This window comes from Natrarchaeobius versutus (assembly GCF_041205745.1).
Classification (GTDB): domain Archaea; phylum Halobacteriota; class Halobacteria; order Halobacteriales; family Natrialbaceae; genus Natrarchaeobius; species Natrarchaeobius versutus.
Genome location: NZ_JBGFCC010000010.1, coordinates 198,599 through 224,680 on the forward strand (window position 1 = coordinate 198,599; position 26,082 = coordinate 224,680).

The following is a 26,082-nucleotide window of genomic DNA, read 5'->3' on the forward strand; positions in this document are numbered from 1 at the left end:
CGACGGGAGTCGTGAGCCACGAAGGGGACAGCGACGCGTGATCCAGGTAGTCGGCTACCCGCTCCTCGATCCGGTCACTAACTGATCCGCTGCAGCGACTGTTCTGTGCCGACGACAGTACAGGTGATCGCCGACAGCATTTAGGGTCGGGGCAGGTGTGCGAGTTCGTGGCATGAACGGCGAACGCGATCGTTCGGCGGTTCGGCGGCGGGCACTGCTCTCGGCGGTCGGATCGGCGGTGGGCGTCTCCGCGGTGGGGACGACGACGGCTCGAGACGCCGAGTCGGGTGGAAGCCGGCGGTGTCCGGACGCGACGATTCGGACCGACATGGACCACTGCGAGGGCGCGAGTATGGAGAGGTGTGCGGACGACCATCCGGAGACGATCGAACTTAGGGAGCAGGCCAGTGAGACGATCGACACCCAATACCCGACAGTCGGGAGCCTGCTCGAGGAGGAGTTCCTGCCGTACTTCGACATCAAACGTCCCGGGGCGACCGCGGGTTGGTCACACTGGCTGAGCCCGGAGTACATCGGGGACGACACCCTGGTCGACCCCGACCGTCCCGAGTCGATTCTCGTCGACAACGAATCCTGGCGACCGATCGGCGTCATGTTCATCGCGACCGTCGACGGCGATCCGGTCGACCCGCCCACGCTCTACGCGGCATCGGCGTCGGACAACGGGGACTCGATCGACGACGGAGCGAACGGCGACTCGAGTCACGAGGGGGCGGACGACGGCTCGAGCCACAGTGAAACGGATCACGCGGAGACGGACCACGAAGGGACGGGCGACGAGAACCGGTGTTCGCCGTGGCACTACCACCGCGGATTGCCCGGTCGACTGGCGTGGGCGTACTACCGGCAGGTCCACGAGCGCGATTACGAGGAGGGGGAGCTTTCGGTTCCGTGCCGGACGCCGTGTATGATGCACGTTTGGACCGTCCCGCATCCCGAGGGCGTGTTCGCCCACGACGCGCCGCCGCCGGAGTATCGCGGCGGCCCCCCGGTCGCGGATCCCGGGTTCGAGACCGACGCCGATCCCGACGAAGAGCCACTCGGCTGGGACGCACTTCCCGACGACGCCGTTCCGGACCGGAAACCGCGAGACCTGCTGACCTCGTGGTGAACCGGGACGTAATCGGGCGCTGACGGCGGGTCTCGACACCGCTCGGAGCTGAGGAGGCCGCCGTCCTCGCTCGCGGAGACGGCTCTCCCGCCACTCGTAGTCGAGACATCCCTTCGATTCACCGGTCGTACTGGGTAAAGTATATCACTCGTTCGGACAGTGTGAGTGACAGATGGATCGATGGGGTGTCTCGAAGGGAAACCGCGCCGATACGCGGGTAATCGACGGGCGAGACCACGGGTGATCGAGGCATGGGGGCGCTGGTGATCGACGCGTGAAACTCTCACGGCGGGCGCTACTGGGAACCGGGAGCCTCGCAGCCGCAACCGGCCTCGCCGGGTGTATCTATCACGGCCCGTTTCCCTACACCCGTCTCGAGGTGTCGGTTCGGGAGCCGTTCGATGCCGAGGTACCGACGTCGATCCCGGTATCGGTCGACGTCTTCGTCCAGGGCGTCAACTCGCGGGATGCGACCCTCCACGGCGTCGAACTAGTCTGTTTCGACGTCGCTCGCCGAGAGCTCGCGAGCAAGTCGCTCGGCGAGTTCGCCTGGCGTGAGGCCGACCCCGACCGACGCGAGAGCACGGAACACGACACCGGCTGGTTCACGACGGTAACGACCTACAGCGCCGACTGGACCGTCGACGTCTCGCTCGAGGTCGACGCCGTCCCCGAGTGGCTCACAGTCCGAGTAGCGGACGTGTGGTTCGACGCGGACGACCGACCACGAACCGCCGTCGATCGGGGACAGGACGGGGGGCGAACCACCGGGGCCGTCGTCGGAACCGCTCGCGCCTCGTCACCGCCTCCGGAGGTGACGGTCTCGTACGCCCGACTCGCGTCGGAGCGACCGGATTCCGGGCTCGTGGAGCCAAACGAGTACCAGTCCTCGAGACTGAGACAGCATTCTTCGCTCGAGAATCCGTTTCTGCCGCGTCCGGCAGCAGCGCGGCTCGGACACCGCCGCAGCGACGACCGACGGGAACGGCTCGGGGCGGATCTCGAGCGCTTCGTGGTTGACTCCCCGTACGCCGTCGATCCCGAGTCGTCCGAGCTACGTCGGGACGTCGTCGAAGCCCTCGACGATCACGGCGACAGCCCCCACGTCGTCGAGTTATCTCACACGATTGCCGCCGACGTTGCGAATCGGAGGCTGTTGTCCGACCAGCGCGACGTTCTCGGGATCGATCTCGACGACGCGATTGTCTCGCCCGTCGCCGAAGCGGGGATCGTCGAGGACCGGATCGTGGGCGTCCCCTGCACGCTCGAGACCGTCGCACTTCTCTACGATCGAGAGCACGTCGAGGAACCGCCGGAGACGGTCGCGGAACTACTCGAGATAGCCGCTCACGCGGAGGACACGGGGTACGAAACGAGCGGAATCGACTACTCCCTCGACCGACCATCCACGTACGCCGCCTGGGTGTACGCGTTCGGCGGGTACTACTACGACGCCGAGTCGGACTCGGTGGGACTGACCGGATCGGGGACCGTCCGTGGAATCGAGTTCGTCGCCGAGCGGCTGGCACCGCAGGTCACGACCGCCCCTACCGATCCCGACGATCGGGACGACGCATTCGTAAACGGGAACGTTCCGTTCGCCATCGCCGGCCCCGACGTCGCCGCTCGAGCCGAAGCGAACGGGATCGACGTCGGCGTGGCGACGCTGCCGAAGCCAGCCGACGCGGATTACCGGCCGCGTCCGTTCGTCCGAGCAGATCTGCTGTCGTTCACGTCGGCACTCGAGAATCCGGAGGAACGCGACGCGACCGCTGCAGCGGTCGCGTTTGCGGAGTGGTACGTGACGAACGAGGAGGTGCAGGTTCGGAACGCGGACGAGTACGGTACCGTCCCGGCGTCGGCGGCGGTCGCCGACAGCGACGAGCTCCCGGAGTCGGCGGCTGGGTTCGTCGAATCGGCGACGACGGGAACGCTCGAGCCACCGGACTCGACAATGCGGACGATCTACCCGCCGCTGCAGGCGGCGTTCGAATCGGTGCTCGCCGGCGACCGCGCCGCGGAGACCGCCCTCGAGGACGCCGAAGCGGAGATTGAGGGCGAGTTGAGTGGCGGTCCAACCTGAATTGATTGGTCACCACGACTGAACATTGTCCGCGAGACCGATTCCCAGTGCCGGATTCGGTGGACAGAAATGGGCGAATCTCTTCGTCCCCGTAACCGATCGAAACCACCTCGTTAGGGGTGGCCGTTAATCCGCTCGCCGCCGTAGGACGGGATAATGACGACGGTTCTCGTGATCGGCGGAGGAATCGGCGGCCTCACGACGGCTCACGAACTCGCCGAGAGCGGCGTCGACGTTACCGTCCTCGAGGCCAACGACCGTTTCGGTGGGAAAGCGCGATCGATGCCGATCGACGACGGCCCCGCCCCGCTTCACGGCGAGCACGGCTTCCGGTTTTTCCCCGCGTTTTACCGCCACGTCGTCGAGACGATGGCGCGCATTCCGGACGGAAGTGGGACCGTCGCGGACAACCTCGTCGAGACCGAGGCGACGCTGCTCGCGAGCACCACCGGTCCCGATCGAGTTGCGGAGACGCGGACGCCCAACTCGGTTCGTGGCTGGCTCGAGGCGCTCCGTCCGGCGTTTTCCGACGAATTACCGGCCCGCGACGTCCACTTCCTGCTCGAGCGGCTGGCGTACCTCCTGACCGCCTGCGAGAAACGGCGGACGGAAGAACTGGACGACGTCTCCTGGTGGGAGTTCACCGACGCCGAGAACCGCTCGCCGGCGTTTCGGGATCGGCTCGCGTCGACGACGCAGTCGCTGGTCGCGCTCAGACCACAGGTTGCCAGCGCACGGACGATGGGAACGATCTACCTCCAGTTGCTGTTCGGCCAACTCGATCCCACCAGACCGACCGAGCGGATCCTGAACGCGCCGACGAACGAAGCCTGGATCGATCCCTGGCTCGGTCACCTCGAGGACCTCGGTGTAGACCTCCGTCCGAACACCGCCGCCCGATCGATCTCGTTCGATGGCCGTCGGATCGACGGCGTCGAACTCGCCGACGGGACGACGATTTCGGCCGACGAATACGTCCTCGCCGTCCCGGTCGACGTCGCACCGGCGTTCGTCACGCCCGATCTGGCACGCGCCGCGCCGGAACTCGGCCGGATCGAGCGCCTCGAGACCGCCTGGATGAACGGCATCCAGTTCTACCTCTCCGTCGACCTCGAGTTGAGCCCCGGCCACCAGGTGTACACCGACTCGCCGTGGGCGCTGACGTCGATCTCCCAGCGCCAGTTCTGGACTGACTACGACGTAGACGAACGCGGACCGGACGACGTCGCCGGCGTCCTCTCGGTGATCGCGTCCAACTGGAACGCGCCGGGTGTGCTGTACGATAAACCGGCCAGGGAGTGTACCCGCGAGGAGATCGCGACGGAGATCTGGGCTCAGCTACAAGCGCACCTTCACACTGCGGAACCGCAACTCACCGACGACGTACTCGTCGACTGGTTTCTCGATCCCGCGATCGTCGAAACCGACGACGGCGTCGAGAACCGCTCGCCGCTTTTGATCAACACCGCCGGCTCGCTTCGCAACCGTCCCCCCGCCGACGTCGGCATCGAGAACCTCGTGCTCGCGGGCGACTACGTCCGGACGAACTCCGACCTGGCGTCGATGGAGTCGGCGAACGAGGCCGGCCGCCGGGCGGCGAATTCGATCCGTCGCCGGTACGGAATTTCCCAGAGAGCGACCATCTGGGAACTCGAGGAACCCGTCGTCTTCGAGCCGTTCAAGCGGGAGGATCGGTTCCGCTACCGCCTCGGGCTACCACATCCCGCGGAAGTAACGCAGTCTGTGCGTTCGGTGACGGCACGGCTCGGCGGACGGTCTTGAACGTCCGATCTTCCGTTCGGTCGAGTCCGATCTTCCGTTCGACTCGACCGATTCTGCACTCGACGACGATCCTGGTCGCTCGAGTGCGAGCAATGAGTGAGACGGCTTGCTGTAGCGATGTACCGGCACAACCGCGACCCCGAACGGCGGTTTCCCGGGAATGATGCCTGCAAACGTACGAACCGTTTCAGCGCTTCTCGTGTCGGAACAGCGAACCGACGCGATCGCGAGCCCGCCGCCGGAGCGCACTCGAGACGGGTTCGTGTCGTTTCACCATGAGGACGGTCCCGTCGGCCTCCCGCCCGACCGCTTCGGCGATGTCGCCGACGAGGACGCGCCGGAAGAGACCAGCTTCGGCGGCGCCGACGACCGTGATTTCGTGGCGTTCGCTTCGGTCGACGATCGTCTCCACGACCGGTCCCTCGAGGACGGTTTCCTCGACGGAACTGACGGCATCGAGGGCCGGCGACGTCCGCGTGAGCAGGCCTCGAGCGTCGGCGACCGCCGCCTCGGTCCGATCGGGGACGACGGTGAGTAGTTCGACGCGAGCGTCGTACGTGCGGGCGAGCGAGCCGGCGACCGACGCGGCGAACGTCGTGTGTGGCCCGCCAGCGACGGGAACGAGTACGGAGGAGACTGGCGCGCGGTCGCGGTCGATACGTTCGACCAATACGTCACACGGCGCGTCGGCCAGGACGGCGTCGATGTGACTGCCGAGGACGACGTCTCGCCGTCTCGACCGACCGCGCCAGCCGAGCAAAACCTCCTCGGCGTCGACGTCGGTCGCGACGCCACAGATGCCACTCGCCACGCTCCGGGCGAATCTGATTCGACCCGACGCGTCGACGCCGTATCCGCGGGCGCGCTCGACGGCGTCGTCGACGAGTTCCTCGCGGTCCCCGGTCTCGAGGGATGATCGTGCTTGCGAGAGCGACAGTTGCATCGGGACGGTGACGACCGAGAGGACGTGAATCTCGAGGTTGCGATCGGCCGCGAGGTCCACGGCGGTGTCGAGCAACCGGTTTGCGGTCTCCGGATTCGCGACGGGGACGAGGAGACGGCCAGCCGACATTGCGTGTGAGTATCACTCGAGCAGACATAAGCTCGCCGCCGGGCTGTACTCGGTGAAAGAGACGTTTTAGCTTGCGGAGGTGGTTTGATACGTCCACTCGATACGAGGGTATGGACCGACGACAGTTTCTCGCAGTGTCGGCGGCGGGCCTCACCGCCGCGACGGCAGGGTGTCTCGAGACCGTACTGGGAAGCGATTCGAACGACGGATCGGCCGCCCAAGGATCGATAACCGGATCGGCGACCGGCGAGTCGGTGGGTCGAACGATCGAGGTGAGCGCGAACGGGGAGGTCGAAACCGAACCCGACGAGGCGAGGCTTCGGGTCGGCATCGAGGCGACCGGGGAGAGCGCCGACGAGGTCGAGACCGACCTCGCCGAACGGGCCGACGACCTCCGGGACGCGTTCGACGAACTCGAGATTCCCGACGACGACGTCGAGTCGGGTCGGTACACCATTCGGCCGGAGCGCGACGGGAGCGGCTACCAGGGTGCACACAGCTTCCAGATTCGCCTCGAGGACGTCGACCGGGCGGGAGCGGTCATCGACGCGGTTACCGCGGCCGGTGCCGACGACGTCGGACGCGTCAGTTTCGGGTTGAGCGACGAGAAACGCGCCGAGTTGCGAGGCGACGCGTTGGATCACGCCCTCGAGAACGCCGACGAAGAGGCCCGCCACATCGCCGACAATCGCGGGGTGGCGATCACCGGGACGAAATCGGTGTCGACCAGAAACGTCGACGTCGTGCCCGTCCGCGCCGACGGCTACGCGGTCGCCGAGGCGGACGACTCCGCGGCCGGCGCGACGCCCCAGACCCAGATCGACACCGGATACGTTACCGTGAGCGCGTCCGTCGAGGTCGTCTACGGCTTCGAAGAATCCGAGTGAACGTTCTCTCGTGGCACAGAGAGGAAACGACCGTTTCAACTCGAGGAACCGTTTCGGAGCCCTCGCGACGTAAGTACGACAGCGCCCAGAACGAACAGAATCCCGACGCCGTGAGAGAGCCCGAACGGTTCGTCGAGGAGGACGATCGACAGAACGGCGGCACTCACCGGCAACACCGCCGTGAACACGCCGGCCGTACTCGCGGGAACCGTCGCAAGCCCGTGAAACCACAGCACGAACGCGACGACAGTAACCACGACCCCGTAGTAGACGACGGGGAGCCACGCGGTGACGTTCACCGTTCGGGGGTCGAACCACGTCAGTTCGTACAACGCGAACGGGAAGAAAAACGCGACTCCGAGTACGCTCGCCGCCGTCGCAATCTCGAGCGGCGAGACCCGGTCGGAGACTGTCTTTCCGAGTATCGTAAACAACGCTTCGCCGAAGACAGCCCCGAGGATGAGGGCGTTTCCCAACAGTGGGTTCGGCCCGTGGCTGGACGAGGCCGTTCCCCCGAAAACCTCGAGCGCGACTACGCCGAGAATCGCGAGCAGCGTTCCGGCGATGGTGGCTTTCGTCGGTCGATCGTTCAGGAAGACGATCGCGAGCACCGCGACCAGTGCGGGCGCCGTGCTCGTGATGATGCCCGCCTCGATCGCGCTCGTGAATTGAACCCCGTAGAACAGCAGTACGTTGAACGCGAAGACACCAGTGAGCGCTTGCCCAACGAGAATGGCGCTATCGCGTCTCGAAACGCGGCTGATGCCACCGTTCGTGAGCACGTACGCAGGGACGAGAATGGCGGCGGCAATACCGAATCGAAGTTCGTTGGCGAGAAAAATCGGGAGATCGGCGACGATGATCTTCGCGACCACGACGGAGCTTCCGGCGATCGCCATCGAACTCGCGAGTGCGAGTACAGCGCCCGCCGACCCGTTTGCCGGGCCGGGGTTAGGATCCATGGCTCTCGTGGCGTTGGCACCGAGTAAATTCGCGTGTGAGATCGTGGACGGCCACCGAGATGCTGTCGGTCGTGGGCATATCGAACACCGACGAAGGGACGAGGGATAACCAGGGGTCCGAGGTTACAACACCGATAGTCCGACCCGGAGGTGACGACCGTCCGCCTCACGTGTCGGTATCAATCGGGGAGTCGGCCGGCCCAACGGCCGAGATGTCGTACCCCTGTCGAAGGAGTTCGAGCGCGCGCTCGAGAGCGGTGACGGTGGTGTCTGCTCCGGATCGAGACCGATACGGTCGTAAAACGCCGTGTACGCGGCGATACGAGGGGCGATCTCCACGTCGACCGCGTCCACGCCGTGCCATCGCCGGTGTGATCGAGACCACTCACTCGAGAGGTCGATCGTCACCGGATCGCGATGCGAAGAGAGGGCCACCCGAAATCCGACGACGGCTGAGCCGGGGGCGACCGTTCGGGCATCTTGGGTCGACGGGAGACGGCGTGGCGTCGGCGTCGTGCAACGTGAGCGGTCGGATGCGCTGTCATACCGGCGTCTTTCCCATCGGTCGGAGAGCGCTCAGCCATGGAAGACCAGCTGTTCGCCATCGGGCGTTTCGGTGACGGCAGTGGTCGTCTCCATCTCCTCTAAGAACGTGGCGACTCGCCTCCCGAGATCGGTCAACCGGTAGTACGACCTCGGTGGGGTCGTCGCCACGATCCGCTTTTCGACGAATCCCGTCTCCCGGAGCCGATCGAGACGACGGGCGAGCACCGTCGCGGAGATCCCGTCGATTTCGTCCTCGAGACCGCCGAACGTATGCTCGTCGCGGGCGAGTACGTGAAGGACGTGAAACGACCACTTGTTTCCGAGCGCTCGCTGGAGATGATGCCAGGTCCGTTGCCAATCGTCCGTGGTGTGTTCAGGCACGTTCGGTGGTGTGCTACCTGCGGGGATAAATTACGCACCCAGGTTACGGATCCGTTAGTGGCACCCCAATCGTGATCGGCGCGATCGCTCGGTCTCGAATCGAGGGACACGTCCCCCGTTTGCCGTGGTGGCGGGCCGCCGTCGCGACAGTCCGGCGAAACACTGTTGGATCCGCCGCTCGCCCGAAACGACAGATCGTCTCAGAACGAGCAGTGAACGGTCGGGCCAAGTACGAAACTCGAAATGTGCGCCGATCAGTCGTCGGCCGGAACGGCCGTCGTCGCTTCCGTCTCGGCCATCGCGAGGACGTCGTCGAAGAACTCGAGGGTGTCCTCCGGGCCGGGGTTGGCCTCGGGGTGGTACTGGCGGGTGATGATGTCGTACTCGATACCGTCGAGTCCCTCCGGGGTGTCGTCGTTGACGTTTACCTGGGTAATCTCGAGGTGCTCGCCCGGATCGTCGACCGTGTAGCCGTGGTTCTGGGTCGTCATCACGACCTGACCCGACTCTACGTCGAGGACGGGCTGGTTGACGCCGCGGTGGCCGAACGTCATCTTCGCGGTCGTGCCGCCGAGCGCTTCGGCGACGATCTGCTGGCCGAGACAGATGCCGGCGACGGGGACGTCCTCGACGAACGCCTGGACGAGCGAGATCGCGTCCTCGTAGTTCGCGGGGTCACCGGGGCCGTTCGAGATGAACAGAACGTCGGGATCGAGCGCGTCGACGTCTGTGGCGTCCGCGTCGTACGGCAGGACGTGAACCGTCGCGTCGCGGTCGAGAAGCGAGTCGACGATCGACCCCTTCGCACCGCAGTCGACGAGCGCGACGTCAGGGCCGTCGTTGTCCGCGCCGTGGACGACCGGTTCGTCGACGCTGACCTGTGCGCCGATGTCGGCGTGTTCGCTCATCGCCTTGCAGGCCGCGAGTTCGTCGAGTGCGTCCTCCTCGGTGACGTCGTCGCCGACGGCGATGCCACACTTCATCGCGCCGCCGTCGCGGATGTCGGTGACAACCTCTCGCGTGTCGAGGTGGTCGACCGCCGGAACGCCCTCGCTTTCGAGCCAGTCGACGACGTCCTCGGTGAGTTCCTTCGCGAGCACCGCTCGCGGGTGGACGCGGTCGTCCTCGAACCGTTCCGCTCGGACGCCGTAGTTTCCGATCAACGGGTACGAAAAGGTGAGCACCTGCTCCTCGTAGGACGGGTCGGTCAGGCTCTCCTCGTATCCCGTATACGCCGTCGTGAAAACCAGTTCGCCGCGAGCTGTTCCCGAAGCACGACCACGCCCCTCGAGTACGTGGCCGCCTTCCAACGCAACGTAGGCCGCTGTCATTACGATCTACGTATCGGACACACCGCCATAAGTGTTGTCTTCGAAGCTGAGTTACGAAATTCGTAATCGGTAAGTGAGCGCCGATCGAAGGTTCGGATCTCCATGGACGATCTGGACCGACAGATCCTCGATAGCCTCCGACGGGACGCCCGGACGCCGTACACCGAGATCGCCGACGAGGTCGGAACCAGCGAGGGGACTGTCCGCAACCGCGTCGAACGGATGATGGACGACGAGATCATCGAGCGGTTTACGATCTCGACTCGGACAGGGAACGTCAAGGCGATGGTCGAGATCAGCGTCGCGGTCGACGTCGACACCAAGGCGGTCTCCGAGCGGATGGCTACCTGGGAGGAGGTCGACTTCGTCTGGATGGTCTCCGGCGAGCAGGACATCGTCCTCGTCGTCGACGCCGCCGACACCCGCGGCGTCAACGACCTCATCACGCAGGCGCGCGATCAGGAGGAGGTCGTGAGCACGAAGACGCGTCTCATCCTCGACGAGGAACTCGGCTGACGTTTGTGGCCGGTCGACGTCGACCCGGCTGGGGACGCACCAAGTGGGGCGTCGACCGCTCGAGTGCGTACGCCGGGAGATTCCTTTTGCACGCGGTTGTCCTACGCCCACCGGATGGGGATAAACGACAGAAACGAGGACCGCGTTCTCGTTTGTAATCCCGTCAGCGGCGGCGAGGACCACGCCCACGACGTCGTAGAGCGAGCGAGAGAACACGGATTCGAGATGCGTCGTACCGAGGAACCGGGTGACGGGAAACACCTCGCCCGCGAGGTCGCATCCCGCTTCGACGTCGTCGCCGCGGCCGGCGGCGACGGCACGGTAAACGAGGTCGTAAACGGCGTCCGCGCGGCTGACGCCCTCGAGTCGACGACCGTCGCCGTCGTTCCGGTAGGGACAGGGAACAACTTCGCGACGAACGTCGGCATCGAGGGAATCGAAAGCGGCTTCGAGGCGATCGAACGGGGCCGACGCCGCTGGATAGACCTTGGAATCGCAAACGATCGCGCGTTCGTCAACTCCTGTGTCGGAGGCGTCACCGCGGAGGCCAGTGCCGAGACGAGTTCCGAGAGCAAGCGAGAACTGGGCGTACTCGCGTACGTGAAGTCGACGTTCGAGACCCTGCGATCGTTCGACTCGCTCCCTCTTCGGGTCGCGACGGCTGAGCGGGCGAGCGACGAACTCGAGCAGCCGTGGGAGGGACGGGCGTTGCTCGTTCTCGTCGGAAACTGCCGTCGGTTCGGACCCCACCGCGGTGGACAGGCGAACGTCGAAGACGGATTGTTTGAAGTGACCATCGTCGAGGATGCTCCTTCACTCGGTCTCGTCGAAGAGATGGCCCGCGAGGGCTTGTTCGGCCACGATGCCCCGCATATCGCCCGTCGGCGAGCGCAGTCGCTCTCGATCGAGAGCCTGCGAAGCGCCGTCGGATACAGTCTAGACGGCGAGATACTCGAAACGGACCGACTCACCCTCGAGACGAAAGAGCGGGCAGTTCGCATCGTCGTCGGCGACGGATATCGACCGAATCCGGACGCGAACCCGACGGACTGACGGTACGAGCAGACCGGACGAGTGCCTGTCGATCGTCGAGGTGGTTGGTGTCGGAGCGATACTGGTTTCAGGCGCCTCTCCGATTAGGAGAGTATGACTACCTCACCGGAAGAGTTCGAGCACGAAAACGCCGCACAGGACGTGATCGCGGTCGACCAAGACGACACCGAACTCGAACTCGTCAACCGCCTCGAGGCACACACCGGGGACGGAACCCGTCATCGGGCGTTCACCTCGCTGGTCTTCGACGAGGACGACAACGTCCTACTCGCACAGCGAGCCCCCGACAAGCGCCTCTGGGGAACCTACTGGGACGGAACGGTCGCTTCCCACCCCGTCGAGGGCCAGAGCCAGGAGGAAGCGACCCGGGAACGACTCGAGGAGGAACTTGGAATCACGCCCGACCAGTACGACGAGGTGCGCCTGACCGACCGCTTCGAGTACAAACGCTACTTCGAGAACCAGGGGGTCGAACACGAGGTCTGTGCCGTCTTGAAGCTCACGCTAACCGACCGCTCCCTCGAGCCAAACGAGGAGGAGGTCGCCGGGCTGATGTGGGTACCCTACGAGCGATTGTCCGCGAATCCGGAGTGGTACCGACAGCTTCGCCTCTGTCCCTGGTTCGAGATCGCGCTTCGGCGAGACGTCCGGTAACTCCTCGGAGGTTCTCGCCGACGGACGGGCGTAGTCACGCCCCCGATTGCTACGTGGTATCATGCAACAAGGCTTATTACGGTACTGTTCGTATCGTCCCTTGAGGGCCGACGGAATCGGTCCGTGTGACGAAATGAGTTCCCCACCACCGGAAACCGAGACGCACGAAATTGCGCTCTCCCGAGAAGAACGATGGGTCGTCCACCACGTCATGGCGATGCGCGTCGACGACGCACTCGACGCCGAGCAAACGCCACCAGCGTGGGCAATCGACGTATTCGAAACGATCGAATCCGACGACGAACCGGAGACGTTCACCCGCCGACAGATTCGCCGACTCACGGGCGAACTCGCGGACTATCTCGACTCCGAGAAGACACCCCAACAGGACCTCGTCCACGGATCCGCCGTCCTCGAGCGCCTCGAGGACGCCACCAGCGCTCGAGCGTAACGACACCACCCACGTCCACGTTTTCCTGGCGCTCGAGCGTAACGACACCACCCACGTCCACGTTTTCCTGGCGCTCGAGCGAATCAGCGATTTACGGTCGCGTCGTCGCCCAGACGGCCGTCACTGCGAGTAACACTGCCGGGACGAGCGGCAGGATCAACAGCGCGAACAGGTAGCTCACGTCGGGCGGCCACAGAAGAATCGCAAGCGGCGAGACGACGAACGCGAAGACGATAACGGCGACGAGTACCCACCCTCGCCAGTCGAACTCGCGGTCGGCATCCGCGGGGTGGACGGGCCCCTCGATCCAGTCGTTGCCCGACGATCCGTCCGCGCTCTCGCGGCGTTGACCGTCCTCGTCGAACGTCGAGGGATCGTGAACGTAGCCGCCGTCGTCGTTCGAAGTCACGAGCGTCTCTTATCGCTGGGATAGGAAAGTCCTCACGGTTTGGTCGGCGCGTTCCGAACCGTTACAGTTCGCTATCCGGGCGAACCACGACCTTCCCGAACCCCTCGCGACCCTCGACGATCTCGTGGGCGCGGGCCGCCTCGCTCATCGGGAGCACCTCGCGGATCGCCGGTTCGAACGTCCCGTCCCAGACGAGGGCCATCACGTCGTCGACCTGCCCCGGCGTCCCCATCGTCGAGCCGATAATCTGCAACTGGTTCCAGAAGATCCGCGGGATGTCGGTCTCCGGGCTTCCGCCCGCGGTCCCTCCGCAGGTGACGAGTCGACCGTTCTTCGCGAGGCTCTTGATGGAGTCCCGCCAGGTCCCCGCGCCGATGTAGTCGACCACGACGTCGACCCCGCGCCCGCCCGTCTTCTCGCGCACCCATCCCGGAAACTCGCGTTCCTCGTAGTTGACGACGTGATCCGCACCGTAATCGCGGGCCGACTCGAGCTTTGCGTCCGTACTGCCGGTCGCGTACACCTCGGCGCCCGCGTAGTCGGCGATCTGGACGGCGGCGTGTCCGACCCCGCCACTCGCGCCGAGTACCAGTACCGACTCGCCGGCCTCGATATCCGCCCGGTCGATCAGCATTCGCCAGGCGGTCTGGAAGACCAGCGTCGACGCACCCGCAGTGATCCAGTCGACGCCGTCGGGAACCGGAATCAGATTCTCCTCCGGTACCGCCGCGTACTCCGAGTGGACGCCAGTGACGTGCTCGCCGAGGAGGTGAAAGTTGACACAGAGCGTCGAATCCCCGTCCCGACAGAACTCGCAGTCACCACAGCTCACCCCCGCGGTTACGGCGACCCGGTCGCCCGGTTCGAACCGACTGACGTCCTCGCCGACCGACTCGACGACGCCCGCCGCATCGCTTCCGGGGACGTGGGGCATCTCGAGCGAAAGCGTCGGCAGTCCGCGACGAACCCAGACGTCGAGGTGGTTGAGCGCGCCCGCCTTCACGTCGACGAGCACCTCGTCTCGACCGACGTCGGGATCGGGGTACTCGCCGTACTCGATGACGTCCGTGTCGCCGTGTGCCGTGACCTTGACTGCCTGCATACGTCCTCACGGACGGAAACGGCGCCCATAACGGTTCGGTTGGCCAGCGTTTTCCCGGTGGATACCGAAGCCACACCATGAACGAGACCGACGAGACCACGGCCGCGAACGCGACCGGCAGTGACGACGCCGGACCCGATCCGTCACTCGGCGTCGGCATCGTCACCGTCGCCTCGAACCGAACGCTCGCGTCCGACGCGGCCGGCGAGGCGATCGGCTCGGCGCTCGAGGGGGCCGGACACGAAATCGCGACGAGAGAGCACGTCGGCCCCGACCACGATCGCGTGCAGTCGATCGTTCTTCGGGTGATCGAACGCGACGACGTCGACGTCGTCGTGACCGCTGGCGCCACGAGCGTCGAACCGGACGACATCGCCATCGAGGCGATCGAACCCCTTCTGGACAAGCGGCTTCCGGCATTCACCGACCTGTTCACGATGCTCGCCTACGACGCCGTCGGCACCCGTGTCGTCGCGGCCCGAACCCTCGCGGGCGTCGCCGAATCGACCCCGGTTTTCAGCCTACCGGGGAACGCCGAGGCCGCCCGACTCGGCGTCGAGGAGATACTCCTCCACGAAGCGCGCCACCTCGTCGAACTCGCGCGTGGCAACGGCGGCGCAGACGACGATGGGAGCCACGACGACGCGACGCTGATCGACGCCGAATCGCGAAATGGCGACGGAACCAACGACGCCGAATCACGAAGCAAAACCGGAACCAACGACGCCGAACCCCGAAACCGATGACGAGCGAATCAGTGGACGAGATCGACAAGGAATCGGTTCGACAACGCGTCTGGGACGACCTCGAGGAGAGCGGTACGGCCCGGTTTCCGTTCCCACCCCACGGGCGGATTCCGAATTTTGCGGGCGCCAAAGAAGCCGCCGAACGCCTCGCAGACCAGCCCGAGTGGGCGGAGGCGACGACGATCAAGGCGAACCCCGACGCACCACAACTCCCCGTGCGACGACGGGCGCTCCGGGACGGAAAGACCGTCTACATGGCAGTTCCACGGCTACGCGACGAGCGGTGTTTTCTCGAACTCGACCCCGACGTGCTCGAGGACTACGACGAGGCGACCACCGTCTCCGGCTCCGCGAACCACGGCGTACAGGTCGGCCCGGACGCCCTCGAGTCGATCGACCTGATCGTCGCCGGAAGCGTCGCCGTCGCTGACGGCGGCCGCATTGGAAAGGGGGAAGGATACAGCGACCTCGAGTACGCCATCTGTCGAGAACTCGACCTCGTCGACGAGGCGACAACGGTCGCGACGACCGTCCACGACCGACAGCTCGTCGACGACGACCTCGAGTTCGGCACACACGACGTCCCGATGAACCTAGTCGTCACGCCCGAACGCGTGATGCGACCGGACGGCGCCGCGGTGCCGTCCGGAATCGACTGGGGCCTCCTCGAGGAGGAACGCCTGACGGAGATCCCCGTCCTCAGTCGACTTCGGGAACGTCAGTTGTAACTCGCGTACGAAAAGTCCATCCCGGGACGCAACGCACGTCCCGGGGGTGCCAGAACCGCAGGGTGTGACGCAGGCCGGTGCAGTAGCCCGCGTCGGAAACGGTATGGCAATGGTGGGGGGAAGGGTGCTGTGGTGGGATTGCTGGAAGTCACGGGAACAGGCGTGGGGTGCCTCGGTGGGGTCTACCCGTCGACCTCCATCACATCCTACCGGGGAGAACCACTTGAACGGGGATGACGGTATACCGTTCTTACGCCGAATTCCGTCGCATTTAACTCGGATTCAATCCACCGATATCAACAGTTAGAACGTTCATACCTCGTAACCACAGATTTCATAATGGTTTTACATTACCGACTGCGCAAAGCGACGAGCGATCGTCGGCAAAACTGAACGCGCCGATCGACGGTCCGGCGCGACCGGACGCCGGCGTCCGGTTCGTCGTCAGTCGAGCAACTCGTCCGCGACGACGGACGGGTCGATCAACTCCGGGTCGACCGCGAAGTCGAGTTGGCCCCGCACGAACTCCGGGACCGTATCGCGTGCGTAGACGACGGTTCGGATCTCGTCGTTGAGATCGCAGACGATCGGAATCGTCGTCGCCTGGTCGACGTCGGTCAGCACGTACAGATCCGCGTCGACGATTCCGGCGGACTCGAGTTCCGGACGCGAGACGACGCCCTCGAGACGGCCGACCGTCGCGCCCTCGTCCTCGAGTGCCGGTGCGATCCCGTCCTCGTCGGGTCCGGCGACGATCACCTCCATCGTCACTCGTACTCGATGGTCGCCGGCGGTTTGTGCGTCACGTCGTAGACGACGCGGGCGACGTTCTCGTTCGTCCCGGTGATCCGCGACTGGATTCGCTGGAGGGTCTCCCAGTCGAGTTCCTGGGCGCGGGCGGTCATCCCGTCGCGGCTCTCGACCGAGCGAACGGAGACGACCCAGCCGTGGACGCGATTGTCGCCTTTGACGCCCGTCGCCTTGCCGATCACCGCGGCGAGGGCCTGCCAGGGCTCGTACTCCTCGAGTTCCTCCTCGACGACGTGACAGGCCTCGCGGGCGACCTCGAGTTTCTCCTCGGTCACTTCGCCGATCACGCGCACGGCGAGCCCCGGGCCGGGAAACGGCATTCGTTCGGCGACGACTTCCTCGAGACTGAGGTGGCGAGCGACCTCGCGAACCTCGTCCTTGTAGAGGTCGCGGACCGGTTCGACGATGCCCTCGAAGTCGACGACCTCGGGGAGGCCACCGACGTTGTGGTGGGACTTGATCCCACCCTCGCTCTCGATGCGGTCGGGGTAGATCGTCCCCTGGACGAGGTAGTCCGCGCCAGCGTCTTTCGCCTCGCGCTCGAACTCGCGGATGAACTGCTCGCCGATAACCGACCGTTTCTCTTCGGGGTCGGTGACCCCGGAAAGCGCCTCGAGGAACCGATCTTTCGCCTCGACGACGCGAAGCGACTCCATGTAGTCGAACGTCTCGCGGATCTGGGCGGTCTCGCCTTTCCGCATCAGGCCGGTGTCGACGTAGACCGGGGTGAGTCGGTCGCCGATCGCCTCGTAGGCGAGTGCGGCGGCGACCGAGGAGTCGACGCCGCCCGAGAGGGCGATGACGGCGTTTGCGTCGCCGATTTCGTCTTCGATCTCTGCTACTGCGTCGGGTACGAACGTCTCTGTGTCTACCATCAGTGTTCACCCTCCTGCCGTCTCGTCGCAACTGCGTACAGAATAGTGCTATCGAGCGTAGTCGCCATGACGAGTTTCGGATCGGGACGGACAAAACGATTTTGAATCGTCAGTCGATCACGCCGTGAGACGGTTTCGAACAACGGCTCGAGTGTTCGAACGACGTGACGACGTCTGCGAACCTCGACCTGCCGACCTGCCGCGACAGTTCGTCACGGTCGGTGAGACCAGCGCGACCGTTGTCGTCGAGCCGAAGTACGCGGCGGTGTTCCGGATCGTCGGGTCAGACCGCCGTCGAGCCGATGCGACGAAACGGAGGGACGCGACCGATAACGTTGCCGACGAGCGCACCGAGGACACTGAAAAAGCCAAAGGCCACGAAGGCGAGAAAGTGCCAGAGCAACGCGAACGCGACCCCGAGGGCGGCGTAGCCGGGCGATATCGCCCATCCAGACGCGACAAAACTGGCAGAGGCCCAGACGGCGGGGAGACTGCCGATGACGCCGGTTCGCAAGCCAGCGCGAACGGCGGAGGTCGATCGGGTGCTGTAGTACAGTCCCGCGAGGAACCCAGCGAGTACCACTGGGCCGGCACTGTAATGGGACGGCCCCGTGCTCAGGGAGACGGCCACCGTGACGGGAAGGGAGAGGAACCCGAGCGCTGTCGCAGCCGATACATCTTCGTCCAATAGCCACTGGATAATTCTGGTCGGGATAGCCACGATCCTACCCGGTAATCGGGTCGGCTATTGTATATTTTTTCGGACACGGTTCGAGGCGCTCCCAGTCCATCACAAATGGACAGCATCGACACCGTATCTCGATCGTTCGTTCCCTATCGTCGTCGAACGTCACCGCACTCACACGCGAGTGCGAGCAGGGAATCAGGTTTGTGCTTCGGGTTCGACAGCGGCCTCATCACCGTTGGCTCGCTCCACGACCGCCTCGACCAGCCCCAGGAACGGTGGACTCGGCTGACCGGGCCGGGACGTGTACTCCGGGTGGAACTGCGTTCCCAGGAAGTACGGGTGGTCCTCGAGTTCGAGGATCTCCATCCGGTTGCCGGCGGTACCCGAGAAGACGAGCGGTTCGTCCTCGAACTGTTCGAAGTACTCGGGGTTGACCTCGTAGCGGTGGCGGTGGCGCTCGGAACAGGACGTATCATCGTAGAGGTCGTATGCGAGCGTCTCAGGTTCGATCACCGTCGTGTGTCCGCCGAGTCGCATCGTTCCGCCCATATCCTCGACCTCGTACTGTTCGGGCAGGATGTCGATGACCGGGTGTGGCGTCTCCCCGTCCATCTCCGCCGAGTGGGCTCCCTCGAGCCCGAGCGCGTTCCGGGCGTACTCGACGACGGCCATCTGGAAGCCAAGACAGAGCCCGAGGAAGGGAACGTCGTTCTCGCGGGCGTACTGCACTGCACGGATCTTCCCTTCCGCACCGCGCATCCCGAAGCCGCCGGGGACGATGATCCCGTCGACGCCCTCGAGTTGGCCGTCGTAGCTCTCGGCCATGCCGTCGGCGTGGACCCAGTGGACGTTCACGTCGACGCCGAGTTCGAAGCCGGCGTGTTTCAGCGACTCGTGGATCGACATGTACGCGTCCTCCAAGTCGTACTTGCCGACCAGCGCCACGTCGATCTCGCCGTCTTTCTCCGTGGTAACGATCTCGCGCCACTCGTTGGCTCGCTCCCCCTCGGGGAGTGCCTCGTCGGCCAGACCAAACCGCTCGAGGACGTACTGGTCTAACCCCTCGTCTTCGACCATCAGCGGCACGTGGTAGACGTCCTCGACGTCGGGGTTCGAGAACACCGCCTCCGTCGGGATGTCACAGAACAGGGCGATTTTCTCTTTCGTCTCGGGCTCGAGTCGATCCTCACAGCGACCGACGATCACGTCGGGCTGGAGGCCGATCGAGCGCACCTCCTTGACCGAGTGCTGGGTGGGTTTCGTCTTTTGCTCGCCGTTTTTCGAGTACGGAACCAGGGTGACGTGTGCAAAGAGGATATCCTCCTCGTCCTCCTCGTGGGCGAACTGCCGGAGCGCCTCGAGGTAGGGCATCCCCTCGATGTCGCCGACGGTGCCGCCGACCTCGACGAGACAGACGTCGGTTCCCTCGGCCGCCTCGCGGATGCGGCGTTTGATGTCGTCAGTAATGTGCGGGATGATCTGGACGGTCTTCCCGAGGTAGTCACCCGCGCGTTCTTTCTCGATGACGTGCTGGTAGGTCTTCCCCGTGGTGACGTTGTGATCCGAGGTCATATCGACGTCGAGAAACCGCTCGTAGTTCCCCAGATCGAGGTCGACCTCGCCGCCGTCCTCTAAGACGTAGACTTCCCCGTGCTGGTAGGGATTCATCGTCCCCGCGTCGACGTTCAGGTACGGATCGATCTTGACCGCGGTGACGTCGAACCCGGCGTTCTTGAGGAGACGGCCGGTGCTCGCGGCCGTGATCCCCTTGCCGAGACCCGACATCACCCCGCCGGTGACGAAGATGAACTTGTTCCCCAGAGAGGGGTCATAATGAGTGTCCGATTCCGTCGGCATACCGAGTGTCCGCGCGAGCAGTTGAAAACGATTTCGGGACTGGATCGGCTCCGACAGGCGTTGTCACTCCAGGCGGTGAAACGGTCCGCTGACAGCCGTCGCTCCTCGAGTCCGCGCGGAGGCGAAAGCCGGGCGTCGCGACCGTACGGTCGATCATTCGCCGGTCCTTCTTCGTGGCCGTTCACTCGCTCTCCGGATCCTGCGGGGTTTCGTCCTGTGCCTCGACGATCTCGGCCTGCGCTACGTACTCGGCGGTGCCACCCATCCGAATCTGGACCGTCCGTCCGGGCAGATCCGGATCGTCCTCGTCGGTCGGTTCCTGTGGGACGGAGACGGACGCGACGCCGTCGATCGTCAGCGAGCGGCGCTGGATCGGATCACCCTCGTGTTCGACGGTCTCCCACGTCTCGGCGGTGAACTCGTCGGTACTCTTCCCGAAGTACTCCTCGGGATCCTTGTCGACCGTGTCCTCGGTCTGGGACTCGCCGGTCGTCCGGTTGTCGTCGAACTGGACCTCCTCGTGTTTGTACTGGCGGAGATGGACGAGCATACCTGAACCCACCAGCAACGATCGGATAGTGGTTCCAGTGGAAGGCTCAACCAGTTTATAACCACTGACGTCATCTACGACGGTATCCAACGCAGTCCTGTTCGTGCTGGCTCCGCGTCTCGACGATTGCGACGGCGAACGGTTTCTGTCGGAACGCTATCCTTTATACCGACGAGCGTCGAACGATCCACCGTGGCAACTCGTGATCGCGTGAACGTCGCCGATCTCGGCGCACCCGACATCGGCTTCAAGACGGCGGTCGGATTCTACGCCGGAATACTCGTCGCCAGCGTCCTCGCTGCCGCCGGCGTCCTCGCGGGCGCGGAGACGCCGACGATCCTGTCGACGTTTCCGACCGCCGTCACGTTTACGACCATCGTCGGCTTCGTCCTCGCGGGCCGGACGTCCGGACTGGCCGAACGCATTGGCGAACGTCTGTGGCGCCGACTTGCCTGCTACGCGCCCGCGGCAGCCTTCGGAGCGATGATACCGATTTCCGCCTACACGTCGATCGATCCCAGCAATCGGCTTCTCCTCCTCGCCGCCGTCTCGTTCGTCCTCACCGGCGCTCTCGGGTTCGGCGTCGCCCACATGGCACGAAGCCGCTACGTTACGTTTCTGACGCGCGACGAGCCCACCGCCACCTGGTCGTACCGGAAGCTCTCCGCGCTTTCGAATAGATACGTCCTCACGGCGGTCTGGCTCGCGGTGATCGCAGGTGGTCTCGTCAGCACCGTACTGGGGAGCAGGTTTGGCCTGTTCTGGGCGTTCTGGGGCGCCGTGATGCTCGCGACATTCTGGATGGACGACGGGATCATGGGCCAGTTCGAACCGTCCGATCGGTGGGGTAGCTCCGAGATGGCGGCACACGACGCCGGCATTCTCATAGAGACGGGGCTCAGTAGCTCACTCGTCCCCTGGGAACGGATCGACGACGTTCGGCTGACCGACGACGAACTCGTCCTCGAGCAACGGCTGTGGCCGAGTCTGCGGTGCGATCGCTCGGTGATCGACGACCCCGATGCCGTGCTCGAGGGGATTGACCGCGCCCGCGAGCGAGCGCGGACGACTTCGTCCGCGGATCCGGCCACGGAACCCGACCGTCGGCGTTGAAGTAACTCGAGTTCGTCGGCCCAGCTATGGCCGATCTTCGCGTCACCGTCGACGACCTCGAACTCGAGGCCGACTGGACCGACGACGCACCCGAGACGCGACGAGCGCTCGAGGAGGCGCTCCCGCTTTCCGGGGACGCCGTCCGATGGGGTGAGGAACTCTACTTCGACGTCCCGGTCGACGCCCCGGCGGAGAACGCCAGGGAGGCAGTTCCGAAGGGAGCGATCGCCTACTGGCCGCCCGGGAGCAAACTGTGTCTATTCTGGGGCGAGACGCCCGCGAGCGTGGATGGCGAGCCCCGTGCGGCTTCGCCGGTCGACGTCGTCGCCCGGCTCTCCGATACGTCGGCGCTCGAGGAAGTCGACGGCGGGGCGCGGGTTCGCCTCGAGCGACTCGAGTGACGGACAATGCGACGCGGTCGGATACCCGTCGCCGAATCGGCCGCTCCGCCGGACTCGAACGCCGGAACGAGTGCCAACTCCCATAGTGTGTGGACGATTGCATCCTGGTGTATTTACTCCGCTCTAACAGTGTCTCATCCGAATGAATCGGCGGAGTTTTTTGGCCGTTTCCGGTGCCGGATTGCTTACGGCCGGCGGGCTCGCCCACGTCGCGTCACCGTCGTCGGTTCGAACGACGACGGCGCGTCTCTCCTACGAGCAGTTCAACGATCACGTACCACAATCACTCGCCGTCTGTACGCCGTCGGAGGCGGGATATATCGGCGTGCTCGATATGTCCCCGGTGGACGCGATCGCCGAGTTCAAACGGCGCGGGTTCTCCGAATACTACCTGTCGTACCTTCACGCGTACGAGCGATACGACGAGGTCGTCTACGAACGCGGCAACCTCGTTCGGCTATCCGACGACGGGGACTGGCAGTTACACGCGCGACTGTTTCCACACGACGGGCGGACAGAAGTCAGGGGCCACTGGGAGCCCAGCGTCCGGAACCAACCGCGAGCGCACGTTGCGGGCGACGACGTCGATCACGAGAAAGGGGAAACGATGATTCGGGCGGAGTTCGACGTGATCGACGCACCGTTTTCCGGCGATCTGTCGATGGACGATCGATGCGGCTGAACTCGACGATACGATAGTAGTCACTGCACGTCAGTGCACACCTGATCGCCAGACGGATCGGCGATGGGTGTCTACATCGTTGCAGTTGTTACTATACAACACGGTCGCAGTGCCCGCTTACATGCCCCAGAAGTGAACGCTGGCGGACGAACAACGTGCGTACAGCGATTCAGTCGGTCAGGTCGATTCTCGGTTGTCGAGGTAGTTATTCACCAGTAACGGTGCGACGGTGCCAACGAAGATCAGTATCCCAATTAGAACGGTCGATGGCACATCTGTCAACAAAAATCCTCCGTAGGCGAGAACGAGTGCAACCACGACGAACCCGGTCAGAACTTTGTTTTCACGGGAAACCATACAGCCCCCTCTCGCTCGAGATTACAAAAGAATGTCGGGTATTTGATTTTTATTTGCCCCAGAACGGATCGCGGCTCCGTTGTTTGTCGAGGTACATGTTCAGCGCCTCGAGTTCGTCGCCGGGGATCTCGTCGGTCAGTTCCTGTTCTAAGATCTTCGCGTGTTTCTCGGGGAGTTCGGCCCAGAGTTCGTCGTCTTCCTCGATGCCGCGGCCGACGGTCGGCCCGTCGATCGCGACCGAGACCCGGTTGCCGGCGCGAGCCTCGTCGATGTCTTCGCCCTGTTCCTGAATGCCTTTGACCTGGCCGACGCGCTCCGGATCGTTCCCGTCGAACTTGACGACGTTCGAGTTGTTCTGGAGCGTTCCCGAATTCACCTCGACGCCGACGACGGCGGGATCGTTCTGTCGAAACGTGTGATCCGGGAGGATCCTGAATCGGGCCGGTCGGACGATGTTCTCGAGGATCGTATCCTGCTGGGCGCGCTCGAGTTCGTCGACGAACTCCTCGTACTCCTCGATGAGCTGGTAGATGACCTCGTCGGCGAAGATCCGGACGTCGTCTATTTCGGCACGATCGTGGGCGTCGTCGAGGACGTCGACGTTGAAGCCGAGGATGACCTGCTGTTTCGGGTCTTCGGCCGTCGAGGCCACGGAGACGTCCCGCGGGGCGACGTCGCCGACCTCCGCGCGGACGATCGGCAACTCGGCTTCGTCCAGCGCGTCGGCCATCGCCTCGAGACTGCCGAGCGTGTCCGCTTTGACGACGACGCCCTGTTCGGCGGTGTCGACGGCGATGTCCGCGAGTTCGGCCTCGACTTCGGTGACGACCTGCCCTAACTCACGATTTCGGACGACTCGGACCGGCGCGCCCGCCATCGCGTCCTCGAGATCGGGCGCGGCGACTTTGATCCCGGCCGCGGCGGAGACCTCGTCGACTTTCTCGAAGCGACTCTCGGTTCGAATCTCCGCGAGCGGTCGGGGCTGAAGGAGCGCCCGAACGTCGGTGACGATCGGGTCGTTTTGCCCGCCAACGACGAGCTGGTCGTTCGCGCGAACGGTCCCGTCGTAGAGGACGGTATCGATCGTCGTCCCGAAGCCTTTCTCCTCTTTGACCTCGAGGACTGTGCCGACGCCGGGGCCGGCGACGTCGATCTCCATCTCCTCTTTCATGTAGCGCTGGGAGAGCCCCATCATCACGGCCAGCAGGTCGGGGACGCCCTCGCCGGTCATCGCACTCACGGGGACGACGCCGACGTTGCGCTGGAAGTTCTGGACCCGCCAGTAGAGGTCCGCCGAAAAGCCCTCGTCCGAGAGGTTGCCGATGATCTCGTAGAGGCTCTCGTCGAGGCGCGAACTCACGCGGTCGGACTGAGACTCGTAGGTCGCGTTGATCGGCGAATCCTCCTTGGCGTTCCAGCCGGGAACGGTGTCGATCTTGTTCGCCGCGACGATAAACGGCGTCTCCGATCGCTTGAGGATGTCCAGGGCCTCGAGGGTCTGTGGCTGGAAGCCGTCGTTGACGTCGACGACGAGGATGGCGATATCGGCGAGCGCGCCGCCGCGAGATCGAAGCGTCGTAAACGAGTGGTGTCCGGGCGTATCGATAAAGAGGAGCCCCGGGAGGTCGAAGTCGTCCGGATTGACGAGATCACCGGCGATCGTCGAGACGACGTCGAGCGGAACCGCGGTGGCTCCGATGTGCTGGGTGATCGCGCCTGCTTCGCCCTCGATGACCGCGGAGCCGCGGATCTTATCGAGGAGACTGGTCTTGCCGTGATCGACGTGTCCGAGGACGGCGACGATCGGCGTTCTGAGGGATGTGGGATCGAGAGTGTCTGCGTCGGGTTCCGACATGGTAAACCACCAGAGAAGGTCTTGTCTAGAGCGTCCGCAGGGCCATAGTTAAACCCATCGTCACGGCGGCGCGAGAAACCCGCCCGCGAGTCGGTGAATACGTCGATCGAGGCGAAAACGAGCCGGATGCTGTCTGCTGGCTGATGCGACGCTCCCCGTGTTTTTAATACCGATTAGTAAATACGAGTATACATGAGCGATATACTCGCTGAAAACCTTTCGGGCAAGTCCGTCATGGGATCCGACGGCACCGAGCTTGGATTGCTCTACAACATCACGATGGACATCAAGACGGGCGGACTCCACGACCTCATCGTCGAACCCGACGAGGACGTTCCGACCCAGCGGATCGACTTCGACATCGACGACGCCGGCCGATTTCTGGTCCCCGTCAGCCGCGTTCAGGCGGTGAAAGACTACATCGTCGTCAAGCGCTAACGGTATGTACGTTCTCGACTCTTCGGCTTTTATTCACGACTTTCACACGACAGAACAGACTGCGACGATCCCGCTCGTCCGCGAGGAACTCGAGGACGAAAGCGCCTATCGCTACGACGCGATGGAGGGATCCGGGATGCACATCCACATCCCGAACGAGGACACGACGGAAAAGGTCAGACGCGCGGCGAAGGAGTCTGGTGATCTCGAGGTGCTCTCCGATACCGACGTTCGCCTCGTCGCGGCGAGTTTCGAACTCGACGCAACGCTCGTCACGGACGACTACGCGATGCAAAACGTCGCGGAGAAACTAAACGTCGGTGTGGAGGTTATCGCCCGCGAAGGGATCGACGAACAGCGCCAGTGGCACTTCCAGTGTCAAGGCTGTGGCCGGGAGTTCGACGAGGAGAAAGATCGATGCCCGATCTGTGGCTCGGCGCTCGCCCGAAAGAACCCGAACTGATCGAACTGACGGCGAACTGATCGAACCGAGAGCGCTCGAGTCGGTCGACGTCTCGTACGATCTGCCGTTGTCAGTTCCGGCGGCTTTGTTGAATCGCTGTAAGGCGGTGGATTTCACTGTTTGACGGCACGTTTGATGTTGTAGACGACACACATCAG

Annotated in this window: 28 protein-coding genes; 15 read left to right on the forward strand and 13 right to left on the reverse strand. The window is 64.3% G+C overall.

The genetic code is table 11. From position 1 onward, the window contains the following. Window positions 1-172 precede the first annotated feature (172 nt). From AB7C87_RS20670 to AB7C87_RS20680, 3 genes are all read left to right on the forward strand, one after another. Window positions 173-1,132 (forward strand): hypothetical protein, encoded by a 960-nt coding sequence (locus AB7C87_RS20670; protein WP_369731405.1) that lies wholly within the window; start codon window positions 173-175, stop codon window positions 1,130-1,132. 274 nt (window positions 1,133-1,406) lie between these two features. Beyond that, on the forward strand, window positions 1,407-3,215 hold the full coding sequence (locus AB7C87_RS20675) for an extracellular solute-binding protein (RefSeq protein WP_369731406.1): 1,809 nt from the start codon (window positions 1,407-1,409) through the stop codon (window positions 3,213-3,215). Between the two features lie 156 nt (window positions 3,216-3,371). After that, the gene (locus AB7C87_RS20680; protein ID WP_369731407.1) at window positions 3,372-4,997 is read left to right on the forward strand and encodes a hydroxysqualene dehydroxylase; all 1,626 of its coding nucleotides are present in this window, start codon (window positions 3,372-3,374) and stop codon (window positions 4,995-4,997) included. A 187-nt stretch (window positions 4,998-5,184) separates the two neighbouring features. On the opposite strand, the gene AB7C87_RS20685 is transcribed toward AB7C87_RS20680, so the two are convergent. Continuing rightward, the gene (locus tag AB7C87_RS20685) at window positions 5,185-6,069 is read right to left on the reverse strand and encodes a universal stress protein (RefSeq protein ID WP_369731408.1); all 885 of its coding nucleotides are present in this window, start codon (window positions 6,067-6,069) and stop codon (window positions 5,185-5,187) included. 110 nt (window positions 6,070-6,179) lie between these two features. Between AB7C87_RS20685 and AB7C87_RS20690 the strand changes: the two genes are divergently transcribed. After that, window positions 6,180-6,956 (forward strand): SIMPL domain-containing protein, encoded by a 777-nt coding sequence (locus AB7C87_RS20690; protein ID WP_369731409.1) that lies wholly within the window; start codon window positions 6,180-6,182, stop codon window positions 6,954-6,956. Between the two features lie 35 nt (window positions 6,957-6,991). Here AB7C87_RS20690 and AB7C87_RS20695 read toward each other — a convergent pair whose 3' ends face one another. From AB7C87_RS20695 to carA, 3 genes are all read right to left on the reverse strand, one after another. After that, the gene (locus AB7C87_RS20695) at window positions 6,992-7,918 is read right to left on the reverse strand and encodes a DMT family transporter (protein ID WP_369731410.1); all 927 of its coding nucleotides are present in this window, start codon (window positions 7,916-7,918) and stop codon (window positions 6,992-6,994) included. 576 nt (window positions 7,919-8,494) lie between these two features. Next, on the reverse strand, window positions 8,495-8,845 hold the full coding sequence (locus AB7C87_RS20700) for a winged helix-turn-helix transcriptional regulator (protein ID WP_369731411.1): 351 nt from the start codon (window positions 8,843-8,845) through the stop codon (window positions 8,495-8,497). 254 nt (window positions 8,846-9,099) lie between these two features. Then, window positions 9,100-10,176 (reverse strand): glutamine-hydrolyzing carbamoyl-phosphate synthase small subunit, encoded by a 1,077-nt coding sequence (gene carA / locus AB7C87_RS20705; RefSeq protein WP_369731412.1) that lies wholly within the window; start codon window positions 10,174-10,176, stop codon window positions 9,100-9,102. A gap of 102 nt (window positions 10,177-10,278) precedes the next feature. On the opposite strand from carA, the gene AB7C87_RS20710 reads away from it, so the two are divergent. The 4 genes from AB7C87_RS20710 to AB7C87_RS20725 all read left to right on the forward strand — a co-directional run bounded on the left by AB7C87_RS20710 (window position 10,279) and on the right by AB7C87_RS20725 (window position 12,850). Beyond that, window positions 10,279-10,692: an Lrp/AsnC family transcriptional regulator gene (locus tag AB7C87_RS20710; RefSeq protein WP_369731413.1), complete on the forward strand. Its 414-nt coding sequence runs from the start codon at window positions 10,279-10,281 to the stop codon at window positions 10,690-10,692. Window positions 10,693-10,806: 114 nt separating this feature from the next. After that, entirely contained in the window at window positions 10,807-11,745 is a 939-nt protein-coding gene (locus AB7C87_RS20715) for a diacylglycerol/lipid kinase family protein (RefSeq protein WP_369731414.1), read from the forward strand. 93 nt (window positions 11,746-11,838) lie between these two features. Continuing rightward, window positions 11,839-12,399 carry an NUDIX hydrolase gene (locus AB7C87_RS20720; RefSeq protein ID WP_369731415.1) on the forward strand — a complete coding sequence of 187 codons (561 nt, stop codon included), beginning with the start codon at window positions 11,839-11,841 and terminating at the stop codon, window positions 12,397-12,399. A gap of 133 nt (window positions 12,400-12,532) precedes the next feature. Next, the gene (locus tag AB7C87_RS20725; protein WP_369731416.1) at window positions 12,533-12,850 is read left to right on the forward strand and encodes a DUF7853 family protein; all 318 of its coding nucleotides are present in this window, start codon (window positions 12,533-12,535) and stop codon (window positions 12,848-12,850) included. Between the two features lie 91 nt (window positions 12,851-12,941). Here the strand turns inward: AB7C87_RS20725 and AB7C87_RS20730 are convergent, their stop codons facing one another. Together AB7C87_RS20730 and AB7C87_RS20735 are read right to left on the reverse strand one after the other, a co-directional pair. Next, window positions 12,942-13,259, reverse strand: coding sequence for a DUF7977 family protein (locus tag AB7C87_RS20730; RefSeq protein ID WP_369731417.1), 318 nt, complete (start codon window positions 13,257-13,259; stop codon window positions 12,942-12,944). Between the two features lie 61 nt (window positions 13,260-13,320). Next, window positions 13,321-14,361, reverse strand: coding sequence for a zinc-binding dehydrogenase (locus tag AB7C87_RS20735; protein ID WP_369731418.1), 1,041 nt, complete (start codon window positions 14,359-14,361; stop codon window positions 13,321-13,323). A gap of 77 nt (window positions 14,362-14,438) precedes the next feature. On the opposite strand from AB7C87_RS20735, the gene AB7C87_RS20740 reads away from it, so the two are divergent. Both AB7C87_RS20740 and AB7C87_RS20745 read left to right on the forward strand, forming a co-directional pair. Beyond that, window positions 14,439-15,107 carry a MogA/MoaB family molybdenum cofactor biosynthesis protein gene (locus tag AB7C87_RS20740; RefSeq protein ID WP_369731419.1) on the forward strand — a complete coding sequence of 223 codons (669 nt, stop codon included), beginning with the start codon at window positions 14,439-14,441 and terminating at the stop codon, window positions 15,105-15,107. Then, a complete protein-coding gene (locus AB7C87_RS20745) occupies window positions 15,104-15,835 on the forward strand; it encodes a 5-formyltetrahydrofolate cyclo-ligase (RefSeq protein ID WP_369731420.1) in 732 nt (243 codons plus the stop codon). Before AB7C87_RS20740 ends, AB7C87_RS20745 begins: the two co-directional genes overlap by 4 nt. A gap of 444 nt (window positions 15,836-16,279) precedes the next feature. On the opposite strand, the gene AB7C87_RS20750 is transcribed toward AB7C87_RS20745, so the two are convergent. The 5 genes from AB7C87_RS20750 to AB7C87_RS20770 form a co-directional block, all read right to left on the reverse strand. After that, window positions 16,280-16,600: a DUF7126 family protein gene (locus AB7C87_RS20750; RefSeq protein WP_369731421.1), complete on the reverse strand. Its 321-nt coding sequence runs from the start codon at window positions 16,598-16,600 to the stop codon at window positions 16,280-16,282. A gap of 2 nt (window positions 16,601-16,602) precedes the next feature. Continuing rightward, window positions 16,603-17,520 carry a glutamine-hydrolyzing GMP synthase gene (gene guaA, locus AB7C87_RS20755; protein WP_369731422.1) on the reverse strand — a complete coding sequence of 306 codons (918 nt, stop codon included), beginning with the start codon at window positions 17,518-17,520 and terminating at the stop codon, window positions 16,603-16,605. A 283-nt stretch (window positions 17,521-17,803) separates the two neighbouring features. Further along, window positions 17,804-18,208 carry a DUF5518 domain-containing protein gene (locus AB7C87_RS20760; RefSeq protein ID WP_369731423.1) on the reverse strand — a complete coding sequence of 135 codons (405 nt, stop codon included), beginning with the start codon at window positions 18,206-18,208 and terminating at the stop codon, window positions 17,804-17,806. Window positions 18,209-18,403: 195 nt separating this feature from the next. Further along, window positions 18,404-20,065: a glutamine hydrolyzing CTP synthase gene (gene pyrG / locus AB7C87_RS20765; protein ID WP_369731424.1), complete on the reverse strand. Its 1,662-nt coding sequence runs from the start codon at window positions 20,063-20,065 to the stop codon at window positions 18,404-18,406. Between the two features lie 181 nt (window positions 20,066-20,246). Then, window positions 20,247-20,615, reverse strand: a complete 369-nt coding sequence (locus AB7C87_RS20770) for a hypothetical protein (RefSeq protein WP_369731425.1) — start codon at window positions 20,613-20,615, stop codon at window positions 20,247-20,249. Between the two features lie 192 nt (window positions 20,616-20,807). On the opposite strand from AB7C87_RS20770, the gene AB7C87_RS20775 reads away from it, so the two are divergent. The 3 genes from AB7C87_RS20775 to AB7C87_RS20785 all read left to right on the forward strand — a co-directional run bounded on the left by AB7C87_RS20775 (window position 20,808) and on the right by AB7C87_RS20785 (window position 22,811). Continuing rightward, a complete protein-coding gene (locus AB7C87_RS20775; RefSeq protein WP_369731426.1) occupies window positions 20,808-21,728 on the forward strand; it encodes a PH domain-containing protein in 921 nt (306 codons plus the stop codon). A 26-nt stretch (window positions 21,729-21,754) separates the two neighbouring features. After that, window positions 21,755-22,129 carry a cyclophilin-like fold protein gene (locus AB7C87_RS20780; protein ID WP_369731427.1) on the forward strand — a complete coding sequence of 125 codons (375 nt, stop codon included), beginning with the start codon at window positions 21,755-21,757 and terminating at the stop codon, window positions 22,127-22,129. A 142-nt stretch (window positions 22,130-22,271) separates the two neighbouring features. Then, window positions 22,272-22,811 (forward strand): hypothetical protein, encoded by a 540-nt coding sequence (locus tag AB7C87_RS20785; protein WP_369731428.1) that lies wholly within the window; start codon window positions 22,272-22,274, stop codon window positions 22,809-22,811. A 177-nt stretch (window positions 22,812-22,988) separates the two neighbouring features. Here AB7C87_RS20785 and AB7C87_RS20790 read toward each other — a convergent pair whose 3' ends face one another. Then, window positions 22,989-23,168 (reverse strand): DUF7987 family protein, encoded by a 180-nt coding sequence (locus AB7C87_RS20790; protein WP_369731429.1) that lies wholly within the window; start codon window positions 23,166-23,168, stop codon window positions 22,989-22,991. A 49-nt stretch (window positions 23,169-23,217) separates the two neighbouring features. After that, window positions 23,218-25,023, reverse strand: a complete 1,806-nt coding sequence (gene infB, locus AB7C87_RS20795; protein ID WP_369731430.1) for a translation initiation factor IF-2 — start codon at window positions 25,021-25,023, stop codon at window positions 23,218-23,220. A 192-nt stretch (window positions 25,024-25,215) separates the two neighbouring features. Between infB and AB7C87_RS20800 the strand changes: the two genes are divergently transcribed. After that, the gene (locus AB7C87_RS20800) at window positions 25,216-25,461 is read left to right on the forward strand and encodes a PRC-barrel domain-containing protein (protein ID WP_369731431.1); all 246 of its coding nucleotides are present in this window, start codon (window positions 25,216-25,218) and stop codon (window positions 25,459-25,461) included. 4 nt (window positions 25,462-25,465) lie between these two features. Further along, window positions 25,466-25,924 carry an NOB1 family endonuclease gene (locus AB7C87_RS20805; RefSeq protein ID WP_369731432.1) on the forward strand — a complete coding sequence of 153 codons (459 nt, stop codon included), beginning with the start codon at window positions 25,466-25,468 and terminating at the stop codon, window positions 25,922-25,924. The last annotated feature ends 158 nt before the right edge of the window (window positions 25,925-26,082 follow it).

Bases quoted from the DNA above. Each gene is read 5' to 3' on its own strand.
- AB7C87_RS20670 (WP_369731405.1), top strand. From the start codon at position 173: ATGAACGGCGAACGCGATCGTTCGGCGGTTCGGCGGCGGGCACTGCTC.
- AB7C87_RS20680 (WP_369731407.1), top strand. From the start codon at position 3,372: ATGACGACGGTTCTCGTGATCGGCGGAGGAATCGGCGGCCTCACGACG.
- AB7C87_RS20685 (WP_369731408.1), bottom strand. From the start codon at position 6,069: ATGTCGGCTGGCCGTCTCCTCGTCCCCGTCGCGAATCCGGAGACCGCA.
- AB7C87_RS20690 (WP_369731409.1), top strand. From the start codon at position 6,180: ATGGACCGACGACAGTTTCTCGCAGTGTCGGCGGCGGGCCTCACCGCC.
- AB7C87_RS20695 (WP_369731410.1), bottom strand. From the start codon at position 7,918: ATGGATCCTAACCCCGGCCCGGCAAACGGGTCGGCGGGCGCTGTACTC.
- carA (WP_369731412.1), bottom strand. From the start codon at position 10,176: ATGACAGCGGCCTACGTTGCGTTGGAAGGCGGCCACGTACTCGAGGGG.
- AB7C87_RS20710 (WP_369731413.1), top strand. From the start codon at position 10,279: ATGGACGATCTGGACCGACAGATCCTCGATAGCCTCCGACGGGACGCC.
- AB7C87_RS20715 (WP_369731414.1), top strand. From the start codon at position 10,807: ATGGGGATAAACGACAGAAACGAGGACCGCGTTCTCGTTTGTAATCCC.
- AB7C87_RS20720 (WP_369731415.1), top strand. From the start codon at position 11,839: ATGACTACCTCACCGGAAGAGTTCGAGCACGAAAACGCCGCACAGGAC.
- AB7C87_RS20725 (WP_369731416.1), top strand. From the start codon at position 12,533: ATGAGTTCCCCACCACCGGAAACCGAGACGCACGAAATTGCGCTCTCC.
- AB7C87_RS20735 (WP_369731418.1), bottom strand. From the start codon at position 14,361: ATGCAGGCAGTCAAGGTCACGGCACACGGCGACACGGACGTCATCGAG.
- AB7C87_RS20740 (WP_369731419.1), top strand. From the start codon at position 14,439: ATGAACGAGACCGACGAGACCACGGCCGCGAACGCGACCGGCAGTGAC.
- AB7C87_RS20745 (WP_369731420.1), top strand. From the start codon at position 15,104: ATGACGAGCGAATCAGTGGACGAGATCGACAAGGAATCGGTTCGACAA.
- AB7C87_RS20750 (WP_369731421.1), bottom strand. From the start codon at position 16,600: ATGGAGGTGATCGTCGCCGGACCCGACGAGGACGGGATCGCACCGGCA.
- guaA (WP_369731422.1), bottom strand. From the start codon at position 17,520: ATGGTAGACACAGAGACGTTCGTACCCGACGCAGTAGCAGAGATCGAA.
- pyrG (WP_369731424.1), bottom strand. From the start codon at position 20,065: ATGCCGACGGAATCGGACACTCATTATGACCCCTCTCTGGGGAACAAG.
- AB7C87_RS20770 (WP_369731425.1), bottom strand. From the start codon at position 20,615: ATGCTCGTCCATCTCCGCCAGTACAAACACGAGGAGGTCCAGTTCGAC.
- AB7C87_RS20780 (WP_369731427.1), top strand. From the start codon at position 21,755: ATGGCCGATCTTCGCGTCACCGTCGACGACCTCGAACTCGAGGCCGAC.
- AB7C87_RS20785 (WP_369731428.1), top strand. From the start codon at position 22,272: ATGAATCGGCGGAGTTTTTTGGCCGTTTCCGGTGCCGGATTGCTTACG.
- AB7C87_RS20790 (WP_369731429.1), bottom strand. From the start codon at position 23,168: ATGGTTTCCCGTGAAAACAAAGTTCTGACCGGGTTCGTCGTGGTTGCA.
- infB (WP_369731430.1), bottom strand. From the start codon at position 25,023: ATGTCGGAACCCGACGCAGACACTCTCGATCCCACATCCCTCAGAACG.
- AB7C87_RS20800 (WP_369731431.1), top strand. From the start codon at position 25,216: ATGAGCGATATACTCGCTGAAAACCTTTCGGGCAAGTCCGTCATGGGA.
- AB7C87_RS20805 (WP_369731432.1), top strand. From the start codon at position 25,466: ATGTACGTTCTCGACTCTTCGGCTTTTATTCACGACTTTCACACGACA.